Here is a 12,335-nt window from a genome sequence, read left to right on the forward strand (position 1 = left end):
CGGCGCTTCCCCAAGCCTTAGCGTCGGATATTTTACTTTTCCACAAGCCACCCCTGGCTGACATGAAGGTCTCTACAATGAGGAAACTATGAGTACTCCTGGCACACATGACTTCACTGTTACTGATTCTGAACTTCTCATTGAGTCACCGATCCTGGCTGTCCGCAAGGACACCCTCATCATGCCGGGGGGAAACACCGCCACCCGCGAGATCGTCGAACACTTCGGGGCGGTGGCCATCGTGGCCTTTGACGGGGAGAATATCGCGATGGTGCGCCAGTATCGCCACTGTGTTCAGGATCGTCTATGGGAACTGCCCGCTGGATTGTTGGACATTGCTGATGAGGAGGCCCTCATCGGTGCCCAGCGCGAGCTGGTGGAGGAGGCTGGTATTGAGGCGGGGGACTGGTCGGTGCTGACCGACCTGATCACCTCACCTGGTTTTTGTGATGAAGCGGTCCGGGTGTATCTGGCACAGAACCTCACGCAGGTTGAACGCCCCGGTGCCGACGGCGATGAGGAAGCCGATATGACCATGGAATGGTTCCCGCTGGAGCAGGCCCGGGACATGATTTTCTCCGGTGAGATCGCCAACTCCATTGCAATTTCCGGCATTCTTTGCGCTGATGCGGTGATCGCAGGTCGCGTTGCAGCGCGTGACACCGATGCGACTTTCCGGTACCGTCCCACGGCTCTGGCGGAGCGTCGTCAAGCTGCAGGCGTTGTCCCGGACATGAAGAAGCTGTGAGAATTAGGGAGGTCGCGCGCACCTGGCTGACGCATCTGGCGGTGGAACGTGGGCTGTCGCAGAATACGCTGAGCAGTTATCGTCGTGATGTGGAGCGTTATTGTGATTGGCTGGAAGCGGCGCGCATTGAGAATATCGCTGAGGTGAGTACCGCCAATCTCGAGGCCTATGTCATGGATCTGCGTCGCGGGGTGGAGGGACGAACGCCTTTATCGGCGTCATCTGCGGGACGTGCCCTGATCGTGGCGCGCGGTCTTCATAAATTTGCACTCGCAGAAGGCCACGTGGGTGTGGATGTCGCTGCTGATGTCTCCCCACCGTCCACGGGCCGCCACTTGCCGGGCACCCTGGATATCGCTGAGGTGAGCAGGCTTATCGATGCCACCCCCACCTCCGACATCGCCACCCCGGTGGATATCCGTGATCGTGCGCTCCTGGAGATCCTCTATGGGACCGGGGCACGTATCTCGGAGGCGATTGGCCTGATGGTCGATGATGTCACCCATGCCCCGGAGGTGCTGCGCATCACTGGTAAGGGCTCTAAACAGCGTCTGGTTCCCTATGGCTCCATGGCACGTTCTGCGGTGGAGGACTACCTGGTGCGTGCCCGTCCTGCACTGAGTCGGGGAAAAACCCATGCGCTGTTTCTCAACCAGCGGGGTGGTCCGTTGTCCAGACAGTCCGCCTGGGTGGTGCTGAAGAAAGCTTCAGAGCGGGCCGGGTTGAAGAAGGACATCTCCCCGCACACCCTTCGGCATTCCTTTGCCACCCATCTGTTGGAAGGTGGTGCGGATGTGCGTGTGGTGCAGGAATTGCTAGGGCATTCCTCGGTCACCACCACGCAGATTTACACCCACATCACCGCTGAGAATCTGCGCCAGGTCTGGCGTGCGGCGCACCCGCGTGCCTGAGAACCGCCTTGCTCGTGTCGGATCAGGCCTCTTTTCCCAACCCCCATTGTCAGGCCTGAGCGCTTGACCTGTCCCGGAAATGCAATTGCTTCGGCGTGTGTTCCGCATGAAGTACGAGATGCGCGATATCGTGCATGTATGGTGGTCACCGTAGTGAATGACAGGTTGATAATTAATCACTGTCGCCGGCTGGAAGTGGCTGAAAATCCCACAGCAAGGTCATGTAGAACACCGAAGTCAAGGAAGAGGGTTTGACTGTGAGCGATTCGGGGAAAAGCAACACTCCTAAGGTTGAAGTGGGCTTGACTGGCCGTCCCCTGCGCGAACTGCCGGAGCCGGTGCAGCTTGATGGACACGGTCCGGCGATGATCATCGCCATGGCCAATCAGAAGGGTGGAGTGGGTAAGACCACCTCCACCATCAACCTGGGTGCCTGCCTCGCTGAAGCTGGGCGCAAGGTTCTCCTGGTGGACCTTGATCCACAGGGCGCTCTCACCGCCGGACTGGGTGTCCCTTATGACGAGGTGGACATCACGATCTATGACGTGATGATCGACAACAACACCACGATCCATCAGGTCATCCATGAGACCGATGTCCCCGGACTTGATGTGGCCCCGGCCAACATAGACCTCTCGGCAGCGGAAATCCAGTTGGTCAATGAGGTCGGCCGTGAACAGGTGCTGGCCCGCGCACTGCGCCCGGTGGTCAAAGAATATGACTTCATCATCCTGGACTGCCAGCCCTCCCTCGGTCTGCTGACCGTCAACGCACTGGCCTGTGCCGACGGCGTGATCATCCCCATGGAGTGCGAATACTTCTCCCTGCGTGGCCTGGCACTGCTCACCGATACCGTGGAAAAGGTTGCTGACCGTCTCAACTTCGACCTAGAGATCCTCGGCATCCTGGTCACGATGTTTGACCGCCGGACCTCTCATGCCCGTGAGGTGATGTCACGTGTGGTTGAGGTCTTCGAGGACCGTGTCTTTGACACCGTGATCACCAGGACTGTGCGCTTCCCCGAAACCTCCGTGGCCGGGGAGCCCATCATCACCTGGGCACCAAATTCCCAGGGTGCTGAGCAGTACCGCAACCTGGCCAAGGAAGTCATTCACCGGGCACACGGCAGCTAAACTGTTGAGTCTGAGTACGCATGTCCCCTGGCAGGGGAATGTCCGCCAGGGGGCATTCGTCATAGTGCGAGAAGCTCCACGGGGATTGAGATGAATGACATGAAAGCCGGGCCAGGGCCCGGCGCGGCCGGTTTCCAGGTCTCCTTGGCCAACTTTGAGGGCCCTTTTGATCTGCTGTTGCAGTTGATCACGGCTAAGAAGTTGGATGTTACGGAAGTGGCTCTGTCTGAGGTGACTGATGAGTTCATCGCCTATACCCGGACACTGGGGGAGACCAGTGACCTGGATGAGGTCACGGAGTTTCTGGTGGTGGCTGCAACGTTGTTGGATCTGAAGACCGCCCGTCTGTTGCCGCGGGGGCAGGTGGATGATGATGAGGATCTGGAACTGTTGGAGGTTCGGGATCTGCTGTTTGCGCGTCTTTTGCAGTACCGGGCATATAAGCAGGTGGCGGAGATGTTCTCGCAGTGGCAGCGTGATGCGCGGCGTCGGTATCCGCGGGCGGTGTCCCTGGAACCGCAGTTTGCTGATCTGTTGCCGCCGGTGTCGCTGGGGCATTCTGCCGAGAGCTTTGCGGAGCTTGCTGCTGTGGTGTTTCGTCCCAAGCCGCCGAAGACGGTCTCGGTTGATCATATTCACCAGGTGGCGGTGTCGGTTCCGGAGCAGGCGGGGCGGATTCTGGACATGCTCAGGCTTGCCGGTGTTGACCAGTTTCTCTCCTTCCAGCGGTTGACCCGGGATTGTGGTGCCTCCATGGAGGTTATCGGCCGCTTCCTGGCATTGCTGGAGTTGTATAAGGTCCATGCGGTGGAAGCGGATCAGGATGAGCCCCTGGGACAGTTGCGGGTGGCCTGGACCGGTATTGAGGTGGATCCGGCTGTGGTGGCGTCGGCGAACTGGGAGTAGGGGGAAATGGTAAAAGGCGCCCCCTCAGGGGAGGCGCCTGAAAAAAGGGGGGTGGGGTGTTTATGGGCGATTAATGAGGAACTGGAGGGTTTCTTCGTCGAGTTCACGATCGGCGTAGATGCGGACGTTGGGTTCTTCGAGGTTGGCTTCCGTGCCGACACGTCGGCCTTCCCACACCTGTTTCAGTCCGAGCTTCTCCAGGATGTGATAGGAGGCAGGGTGGTTGATGGTGACACGTGCTGTCAGGGGGATGCTGGGGTCGGTGCGCTGGATGGCCGTGGTGGCAGCATTGGAGATCTCTGAGGCGTAACCGTTGCCCCAGAGGTCGGGGCGGAGGCGATATTTGAGGTCCCAGAGCTTGCCGTCGACAAGTTCGACGCCGCCCACGCCGACGAATTCAGATGGGCGTTCGCGGAGGTAGACGCCCCATGGGCCGAGGTCCTTCTTCTCCCAGCTGTTGTTGGTGCGCTTGATCAGTTCACGGGTTTCTTTGAGATCCGTGTGACGCGCCTGTGGGCGGTGTCCCCAGACGCGGTTGTCTGAATAGATCTGGTGGGTCTCGTCCTCAAGCTCAACGGTGAGGGGGACGAGGATGAGTCGTTCGGTGCGTGTGATCGTAGCCATGGAAAGATGTTAGAACATACCAGGCCATTGATGTGAGTCGTATCACTGTGTGTGTCAATTTGTGACCTGCGCTTTATGTGAAAGGCCAGGCCAGGGGGCCGGGCCAGTTGTGTAGGTCATCCGAATCCTCAGGTGTCGGGTGTGATATCTACCCCCGCCGCTGGTGATGGCGGTGTCCGCCGGTGCCAATCCTGCCAAGCTGGCCTTCACTGAATTGCCTTGTCCACATCTCGCGCAATGTGGCGGAGATCGCGTATATATCTGGTGATATACACCGCCGGGCAGCCAAAGCGACGGTATGATCACAGGCCATGACTTCAGATCAGGACACTTTGACCCCAAACCACCACCCGGCTTTTCCCGCAGGCCCCGTTGTGTCTGTGGACTGGTTGGCCAAGCATCTCGGTGATGACAACGTGATGGTGTTGTGCGCTTCCATGGGCGACCCTGAGGCTGCCCGAACCTCTGGCATCCCGGGGGCCTTCCTTGCTGACCTTGAGGCCGATTTTTCTGATCAGAACGCCCACCTTCCACACACTGTTCCAGCCCGCCTGAGGGACCTGCTGCAGAACTACGGGATCAGTGATGACACCACCGTTGTCGTCTACGACCGACACGGGCTCATGGTTGCACCCCGTGTCTGGTGGCTGCTGCGTGTGGCTGGCCTGGACCGGGTCGGCGTGCTGGATGGTGGTTTACCGGCCTGGACTGCGGCAGGCCATAACACCACTGAGCTGTCCACCCCGGTGGGTGGTGGACAGATCACCGCCGAACCACGTCCAGAACTTCTGGTGGGTATTGATGGTGTGGAAAAATCTCTGGCACGTTCCAACCAGGCAGTGGTGGATGCACGTAGTTCCGGGCGGTTTGCCGGTGTAGACCCTGAGCCACGTCCCGGCATCTCCAGTGGACACATCCCGGGCAGTGAGAACCTTCCCTTCGACGAGGTTGCGGATGCAGAAGGCAAGCTACGTCCAGTGGTGGAGCTGCGGGAGATCTTTGAAGAGCTCGTCGGCAATGCCACCTCGTTGGTGTTCAGTTGCGGTTCTGGTGTCACCGCCTGTGTGGATGCCTATGCGGCGGTGGTTGCTGGTTATGACAACGTCAGTGTCTATGACGGTTCCTGGACTGAATGGGCAGCCCCGGATAATCAGAAGCCGATCGCCTAAGCAGGACCAGGTGGTGGCTACACTTTCCACCCATGAGCGATGTTTCTGACCGTGACCACAGCCTGCCGTTGATCTCGCAGGCACGCTCACGCATCGAATCGATTCTGCTGGTGGTGGACACCCCTGTTCCAGCCACCACCCTGGCCACGGTGCTGGAGATGGATCTGACAACGGTGGAAAATATTTTGCGCTCCACTGCACGTGAGTTCAATGAGCGGGGTAGTGGCTTTGATCTGCGTGAAGCTGACGGTGGGTGGCGTCTGTACACCCGCAAGGGCAATGCCGAGGTGGTCGAAGCCCTGTTGCTGGATGGCACACAATCGCGCCTGTCCCGGGCTGCCCTGGAGACACTGGCGGTGGTGGCCTACCGCCAACCGGTGACCCGCTCCCAGATCTCGGCAGTTCGCGGCGTGAATGTTGATGGTGTCATGCGCACCCTCCAGATGCGTGGCCTGGTCCGTGAGGTGGATGTGGAGCACTCCACTGGCGCACACCGTTATGCCACGACGGAGCTCCTTTTGGAGTTGTTGGGCATTGACTCCCTGGATCGCTTGCCGGATCTGGCACCACTGTTGCCCGATGTGGATACCATTGATGATCCCTTCTAGTGTGGTGCGGAGGCAGACCTGACCTGGGAAACTAGTATTTTCATGCCTACACCAGCTAGAATGCTCTGGATTCAACTTCATACGCTTTATCTAGATTAAGGACACTCATAGTGACCCCACCCGCTCGCCGAGATGGCACACCGGACAAGAAGCAGCAGAGCAACCGCTCTGGTGGCGGCTTCAGGTCCCAGTCCCGTGGCTACAAGCCAGGCTCGACCAAACCAAACGCCCGCCAGAACCAGCAACCGCAGAAAAAGGATGAGATCCTTCTCTCCAATGCCAAGCCTGCTAGGAAACAACACGTACAAGGCTCCAACGACGACTGGTCGATGGGCTTCCTCAACCGCAACACCTCTGGTGGCGGCGTGCGCCTGCAGAAGGTGCTCGCCCAGGCTGGGGTAGCATCACGCCGTCACGCAGAGGTCATGATCGAACAGGGCCGCGTCGAGGTCAACAACAAGATCGTCACCACCCAGGGCACCCGCGTCGAGCCTGACAAGGATGTCATCCGCGTTGACGGTGTCCGCATCAACGTTAACGAAGACCTCGAGTACTTCGTGCTCAACAAGCCCAAGGGCATGCACTCCACCATGAGCGATGACCTCGGTCGTCCCTGCGTGGGTGACCTGGTCAGTGAGAAGACCCGCTCCGGTCAGCGACTCTTCCACGTCGGTCGCTTGGATGCTGACACCGAAGGTCTGCTCCTGCTGACCAATGATGGTGAGCTGGCCAACCGCCTCATGCACCCCAAGTACGAGGTCGGCAAGACCTACCTGGCTACTGTGCGCGGCGAGGTCAATAACAAGGTGCTTGCCACTCTGCGCGAAGGCATCGAGCTGGAGGATGGTCCGGCCAAGGTCGACTTCATCCAGATCATCGACATCTTCCAGGGCAAGTCCCTGCTGCGCCTGGAAATCCATGAAGGCCGCAAGCACATCGTGCGCCGCATGCTGGACGAGGCCGGTTTTCCGGTCGAGCGCCTGGTACGCACCAAGCTGCACACCGTCCAGCTGGGTGAACAGAAGCCAGGTTCCCTGCGCGCACTGAACACCTCTGAGCTGGCCAGCTTGTACAAGGTGGCCGACCTGTGACAGATTTTTCCAATATGCCCGACGGTGGGCTCATCATCGCCATCGACGGACCCTCCGGTACCGGCAAGTCCACCACCTCACGTGAACTGGCACGCCGCCTGAACGCGAAGTACCTGGACACCGGCGCGATGTACCGCGTGGCCACCCTCCATGTGCTGAACAAGGGCATTGATCCAGCTGACACTGATGCTGTCATCACCGCCACGGCAACCCTGCCACTGGCGATCTCTGATGATCCTTCCTCCACCGAGGTGCTCCTGGGTGGCGTGGATGTTCAGACTGAGATCCGTGGCGCGGCAGTCACCAGCAATGTCTCTGCCGTATCTGCAATTCCTGAGGTTCGCGAGAATCTCGTGGCACTGCAGCGTGCACTGGCTGCCAAGGCACACCGCTGCGTGGTCGAGGGCCGTGACATCGGTACCGTCGTGCTTATCGACGCCCCCGTCAAGGCCTACCTGACCGCCTCACCAGGGGTACGTGCCCAGCGTCGTTATGATCAGGACACCGCCGCCGGCCGCACCGTGGACTTCGATGAGGTCCTTGCAGCTGTGGTCAAGCGTGATGAGCTGGACTCCAGCCGCGCTGCCTCCCCGCTGAAACCCGCGGACGATGCCCACATCGTGGACACCTCCGACATGACCATGGATGAGGTCCTGACCCATCTGATCCAGCTGACTGAAGCCTCCGCTGAAAGGAGCAACCAGTGACCAACAAGAAGAACATGCCGGGCGATGAGGACGATACTGTCTTCGTCTACCACACACCCAAGGGTGAAATGGATGTTGTTGGCGCATTCGCCGATGAGGAAGAACTCGCACCACACGGTGGTTGGGCTTCCGCAGATTTCGATCCATCTGAATTCGGCTATGACACCGACGAGCTCTCCGAGGTCGACTATGACGACGACCTGGAATTTGATGAGTCTGAATTCGGCGACCCCGACTTCGGTGAAGACTACAGCGAAGAAGAATGGGTAGAGCTGGAAAAGGCCTTCGGCCTGGAACGCATGGAGCACCTGGAGGAATCCCTGTGCACCGTGGCCATCGTGGGACGCCCGAACGTGGGCAAGTCCACCCTGGTCAACCGCTTCATTGGACGTCGCGAAGCTGTTGTGGAGGACTTCCCGGGAGTCACCCGCGACCGCGTATCCTACCTCGCCGACTGGGGTGGTCATCGCTTTTGGGTGCAGGACACCGGCGGCTGGGACCCCAATGTCAAGGGCATCCACGGCTCCATCGCACGCCAGGCTGAAATCGCCATGAGCACCGCTGACGTCATCGTCTTCGTGGTGGACACCAAGGTCGGTGTCACCGAGACCGACTCCGTCATGGCTGCGAAGCTGCTGCGTGCTGATGTTCCTGTCATCCTTGTTGCCAACAAGTTCGACTCCGACAGCCAGTGGGCCGACATGTCCGAGTTCTACCGACTCGGACTGGGCGATCCTTTCCCCACCTCCGCACAGCACGGCCGCGGTGGCGCAGACGTCCTGGACAAGGTGCTGGCATCCTTCCCGGAGGAACCACGTCAGAAGTCCATCGTGGAAGGCCCACGCCGTGTTGCCTTGGTGGGTAAGCCCAATGTGGGTAAGTCCTCCCTGATCAACAAGTTCGCCGGTGAGGAACGCTCCGTGGTGGACAACGTCGCCGGAACCACCGTCGACCCGGTTGACTCCATGATCCAGCTGGATCAGAAGCTGTGGAAGTTCATTGACACCGCAGGTCTGCGTAAGAAGGTCAAGACCGCCACAGGCCATGAGTTCTACGCCTCCCTGCGTACCCGTGGTGTCATTGAGTCCGCCGAGGTCTGCGTCCTGCTCATCGACGCCTCCGAGCCGATCACTGAACAGGACCAGCGTGTCCTGGCCATGATCACCGATGCTGGCAAGGCACTGGTTGTCGCCTTCAACAAGTGGGACCTCATGGATGAGGATCGTCGCTATGACCTGGACCGCGAACTGGATCTCCAGCTCGCACACATCCCATGGGCCAAGCGCATCAACATCTCCGCCAAGACCGGTCGTGCACTCCAGCGCCTGGAGCCGGCCATGATCGAGGCCCTGAACAACTGGGATCGCCGTATCTCCACCGGTCAGCTCAACAACTGGCTGCGTGAAGCAATCGCTGCGAACCCCCCACCAATGCGCGGTGGACGACTGCCACGCGTGCTCTTTGCCACCCAGGCATCGACCCGCCCACCAGTGATCGTCCTGTTCACCACAGGCTTCCTTGAAGCTGGCTACCGCCGTTACCTCGAGCGCAAGTTCCGTGAGCGCTTCGGCTTTGAAGGCACCCCGGTCCGCATTGCGGTCCGTATGCGTGAACGCCGCGGCAAGGGCGACAAGAAGTAATTTTCTTCTAGCCTTATGCTGTGACCCCCAAGATCATTGATCTCGGGGGGTTTCTGCTGCTGTTTTGTCGGGGGTGGTGTGGTTAACCCAGAAAGGCTCTTCTTAGAAAGCACTCTGATTAATGCAGAGATCACTACTGCTTTCTGGGAACATGATCTCTGGGTTAATCGGGGATGGTGGTTTCGGTTTGAAGTTGCAGTCAGTAATCTTTTCCACATTGGGGGACCCTTGACTGAGGAGAAAGCAGCATCAATGATCCCTATCGGCCGAGGAAGAGTCAGCTGAGCTGGACAATAGGTGTCCATCAGCTCACGGAATACTTTTTGCTTGACCACCAGATGCTCAGGGACATCCATACATCCCTATTGTTGCGTGCACTGTGTTGTGCCTTCGACGCTGTGGGATGAACAATCTAGATCGAGTTCGTCCACGCAGTGTCGAAAAAGCCGATCAATCCCTTCTGCAGTGAACGACTCTGGCCACCGGAAGTAGAAGACATCTGCTTGCGCCTGGATGATGTCTTCGCAGTAGTTCTTGGAGGAAGAGTGGATTTTTTCACTGCAGTCCAGGGTTGTCATTTTTCCCAGGGGCTCTTTCAATGATGCGGGTGACTTATATTTGTCCATCTGGGGTGGGAGATGGGCCGCACGATGTTGTCTGGAACCAAGGTCAGACAGAAACTGGGTTCGGGAATCCTATAAGAATTCTTTTCTGGATGGTTCATGATGCGCTGAGCACTCAACTCAGACCTGCGGACCCTGATGCGGGAGCCATCATGGGGAACTGCTACAGGTGATGGGGCGTTTGCCTGTGGATAGTTTTCCCGGCGTAGTCAAGTCTCCTGATACTTATCGCCTTGGGGCTGGCAGTAGTGGCTGGAGTGTCTCAGGCTGTTGATCTGCTAACGCAGATCCTGCTGGGTGTTCTAGGCATTATTTTTCTGGCGATCTATGCCACTGCAGGCGCCACCGTGTCTGCGGACTCCGAGACTGTGAAGCTTTCGCTTTTCCCTCGAAAGCGAATCCCCGTCGCCCTGATCAGCTCCATCGAGGTAGAACCTATCAAACCCATTGATCGGGAGTGGGGCAACCGAGGTTCTCTGGGTAAAAGTGGGGGATCTTTGTTGACGCCGGGTAGTCCAGGTATTGTCTCGCGTTCTACCTGGGGGATGGCACCGTGATCCGGCTTGGAGTTCCCTCACCGGAACAGGGGCGGGTAATGAAAGCTGCCCTACGGCACTGAAGAGCTCTATGACTCCAGCAGGGTGTACATGTCGGTGCGCATGGTGGCTGGATCAACTGCCTGAGAAGGGTCAGAGACGTAGACCTCCCAGAAGGGGAAGGCCAGCTGTTTGCCGGCATCAATCAGTCCCTGGAGAAACCTGCTCCATGCAGGTCCCAGTCCGGCATATTCACCCAGATAGGACAGGCGGGCAATGTCACCGCCGGGAAGTTCAGAAGGCTTGACCACCAGTCCGTTATCCGCGGTGATCTCTTGCGTCAATGGTGCATCCACAGCGATACCAAGTTCAAAGGTCACAGTGTCAGTGGGCAGGCGGTGGTGGAGAGCAAAGGGGGCTGCGATGGGGTTGATGCCGGCCTGTACCAGGACGGGGAATAATGCTGCGAAGCTGGTGTCGAAGGCCTGGGGCATGTCCGTCAGGGGGAAGTCTTCAAAGAGGATCACGGCGGTGGGGGTTGCTGCCACCTTGAGTACCTCCGTTGCAGGGATCGGGGTGGTGTTGAGGTAGAAATTTTCCTGCTGTGGCATCTGTGGGGGTCCTATCGTCAGGGGGGGCTTGGTGCTTCATTTAAATGTTCAGCTCCCCAGGCTACTGGTCCACCTGGCGGTGTAGGAGGAAGCCATCGCAGCGGTAGGGAAGTGCTACTGCTTCACCGGGGATAAGACCTAAGTGTTCGTAGAGGTACCAGTGGAGGTTGGCATCGACTTTGGCACGTGTTTTCTCAGTGGAGCGCAGCCAGTAGGAGCGGGTGTGTGCCAGCTCGATGATCTGGCCTGGGGTGAGTTCCTGCTCCCAGGTGGTGCGGACTTCTTCTTCGATTGTCCAGGGGCGGGCCACCGGTGGCACAAAGCCTGATTTGAGCACGTCACCGGCGTGCATGATGCGGCTGAGCCGGTGGACCCAGGCAATGGAGGTGTCCAGGTTGTTCCACACCAGCAGGACCGCACCATCAGCAGCAACCACCCGGTCGAATTCTGCTGAAGCTTCAGGTACATCCACCCAGTGCCAGGTCTGGGCGCAGGTGATCAGATCCACGGACTTATCAGCTATCCCAGTGTGTTCCGCAACCGCCTGCCAGCAGGGGATCCCAGGGTAGGAGGCACGGAGCACGCGCAGCATGTCCATGCTGGGGTCCAGGGCTGTCACATCATGACCTGCTTCTGCCAAGAGGCCGGTGAGTTTGCCTGTTCCGGCACCGACATCAAGCACGCGCCGGTGCCCGGAGGCCAGGGCGAGGATTTCTGCCGGGTATCCGGGGCGCACATCCTGGTATACATCGCTTCCTTCTGTGAAGGACAGTCCTCCGACTGCACGGTGGTCAGCGCCGTTGAATAGTGGCGCATTGCGTTTGGACACCGGCGGTACCGGTGGATGCAGTGGGGATGGTTGGGGAGAGGTCTGTGAATCTGTCATGGCAGAAGTCATCTTAATCCCTGCCCCACAGCGCATTAACGATATATCGTTTGCCGTTTTCGATGAGCTAGGATAATCGCTTGTGTCTGTACCAATAAAAACTCCCGATAGTGGGAGCATTGTCGATTATTCAACCCTTCCC

At 58.7% G+C, this 12,335-nt stretch carries 12 protein-coding genes; 9 read left to right on the forward strand and 3 right to left on the reverse strand.

Annotated features, from left to right (window positions below; all coding sequences use genetic code 11):
- Nucleotides 1-88 precede the first annotated feature (88 nt).
- The 4 genes from Q0M74_RS02935 (at nucleotide 89) to Q0M74_RS02950 (ending at nucleotide 3,698) form a co-directional block, all read left to right on the forward strand.
- Complete coding sequence (locus tag Q0M74_RS02935) at nucleotides 89-748, forward strand: NUDIX hydrolase (RefSeq protein WP_293951555.1); 660 nt, start codon at nucleotides 89-91, stop codon at nucleotides 746-748.
- Entirely contained in the window at nucleotides 745-1,659 is a 915-nt protein-coding gene (gene xerD, locus Q0M74_RS02940; protein ID WP_293951556.1) for a site-specific tyrosine recombinase XerD, read from the forward strand. The genes Q0M74_RS02935 and xerD overlap by 4 nt, the downstream gene beginning before the upstream one ends.
- A gap of 257 nt (nucleotides 1,660-1,916) precedes the next feature.
- Nucleotides 1,917-2,792, forward strand: a complete 876-nt coding sequence (locus tag Q0M74_RS02945; protein WP_293951557.1) for a ParA family protein — start codon at nucleotides 1,917-1,919, stop codon at nucleotides 2,790-2,792.
- A 90-nt stretch (nucleotides 2,793-2,882) separates the two neighbouring features.
- Nucleotides 2,883-3,698 carry a ScpA family protein gene (locus Q0M74_RS02950; RefSeq protein WP_293951558.1) on the forward strand — a complete coding sequence of 272 codons (816 nt, stop codon included), beginning with the start codon at nucleotides 2,883-2,885 and terminating at the stop codon, nucleotides 3,696-3,698.
- Nucleotides 3,699-3,758: 60 nt separating this feature from the next.
- Here Q0M74_RS02950 and Q0M74_RS02955 read toward each other — a convergent pair whose 3' ends face one another.
- On the reverse strand, nucleotides 3,759-4,322 hold the full coding sequence (locus tag Q0M74_RS02955) for a GNAT family N-acetyltransferase (protein ID WP_293951559.1): 564 nt from the start codon (nucleotides 4,320-4,322) through the stop codon (nucleotides 3,759-3,761).
- Nucleotides 4,323-4,633: 311 nt separating this feature from the next.
- Here Q0M74_RS02955 and Q0M74_RS02960 point away from each other — a divergent pair, with 311 nt between their 5' ends.
- The 5 genes from Q0M74_RS02960 (at nucleotide 4,634) to der (ending at nucleotide 9,537) form a co-directional block, all read left to right on the forward strand.
- The gene (locus tag Q0M74_RS02960) at nucleotides 4,634-5,491 is read left to right on the forward strand and encodes a sulfurtransferase (RefSeq protein ID WP_293951560.1); all 858 of its coding nucleotides are present in this window, start codon (nucleotides 4,634-4,636) and stop codon (nucleotides 5,489-5,491) included.
- Between the two features lie 32 nt (nucleotides 5,492-5,523).
- Nucleotides 5,524-6,099 (forward strand): SMC-Scp complex subunit ScpB, encoded by a 576-nt coding sequence (locus Q0M74_RS02965; RefSeq protein WP_293951561.1) that lies wholly within the window; start codon nucleotides 5,524-5,526, stop codon nucleotides 6,097-6,099.
- 110 nt (nucleotides 6,100-6,209) lie between these two features.
- Nucleotides 6,210-7,190, forward strand: a complete 981-nt coding sequence (locus Q0M74_RS02970; protein ID WP_293951562.1) for a pseudouridine synthase — start codon at nucleotides 6,210-6,212, stop codon at nucleotides 7,188-7,190.
- The gene (gene cmk / locus Q0M74_RS02975) at nucleotides 7,187-7,897 is read left to right on the forward strand and encodes a (d)CMP kinase (protein ID WP_293951563.1); all 711 of its coding nucleotides are present in this window, start codon (nucleotides 7,187-7,189) and stop codon (nucleotides 7,895-7,897) included. The genes Q0M74_RS02970 and cmk overlap by 4 nt, the downstream gene beginning before the upstream one ends.
- The gene (der, locus tag Q0M74_RS02980; RefSeq protein ID WP_293951564.1) at nucleotides 7,894-9,537 is read left to right on the forward strand and encodes a ribosome biogenesis GTPase Der; all 1,644 of its coding nucleotides are present in this window, start codon (nucleotides 7,894-7,896) and stop codon (nucleotides 9,535-9,537) included. The genes cmk and der overlap by 4 nt, the downstream gene beginning before the upstream one ends.
- Nucleotides 9,538-10,785: 1,248 nt before the next feature.
- Here the strand turns inward: der and Q0M74_RS02985 are convergent.
- Together Q0M74_RS02985 and Q0M74_RS02990 are read right to left on the reverse strand one after the other, a co-directional pair.
- Entirely contained in the window at nucleotides 10,786-11,307 is a 522-nt protein-coding gene (locus Q0M74_RS02985) for a GyrI-like domain-containing protein (protein ID WP_293951565.1), read from the reverse strand.
- A gap of 61 nt (nucleotides 11,308-11,368) precedes the next feature.
- The gene (locus Q0M74_RS02990; RefSeq protein ID WP_293951566.1) at nucleotides 11,369-12,193 is read right to left on the reverse strand and encodes a class I SAM-dependent methyltransferase; all 825 of its coding nucleotides are present in this window, start codon (nucleotides 12,191-12,193) and stop codon (nucleotides 11,369-11,371) included.
- Nucleotides 12,194-12,335 lie beyond the last annotated feature (142 nt).

Origin of the sequence: uncultured Corynebacterium sp., from assembly GCF_945649885.1 — a bacterium.
Lineage (GTDB): Bacteria > Actinomycetota > Actinomycetes > Mycobacteriales > Mycobacteriaceae > Corynebacterium.

Bases quoted from the DNA above. Each gene is read 5' to 3' on its own strand.
- Q0M74_RS02935 (WP_293951555.1), top strand. From the start codon at position 89: ATGAGTACTCCTGGCACACATGACTTCACTGTTACTGATTCTGAACTT.
- Q0M74_RS02950 (WP_293951558.1), top strand. From the start codon at position 2,883: ATGAATGACATGAAAGCCGGGCCAGGGCCCGGCGCGGCCGGTTTCCAG.
- Q0M74_RS02955 (WP_293951559.1), bottom strand. From the start codon at position 4,322: ATGGCTACGATCACACGCACCGAACGACTCATCCTCGTCCCCCTCACC.
- Q0M74_RS02960 (WP_293951560.1), top strand. From the start codon at position 4,634: ATGACTTCAGATCAGGACACTTTGACCCCAAACCACCACCCGGCTTTT.
- Q0M74_RS02965 (WP_293951561.1), top strand. From the start codon at position 5,524: ATGAGCGATGTTTCTGACCGTGACCACAGCCTGCCGTTGATCTCGCAG.
- Q0M74_RS02985 (WP_293951565.1), bottom strand. From the start codon at position 11,307: ATGCCACAGCAGGAAAATTTCTACCTCAACACCACCCCGATCCCTGCA.
- Q0M74_RS02990 (WP_293951566.1), bottom strand. From the start codon at position 12,193: ATGACAGATTCACAGACCTCTCCCCAACCATCCCCACTGCATCCACCG.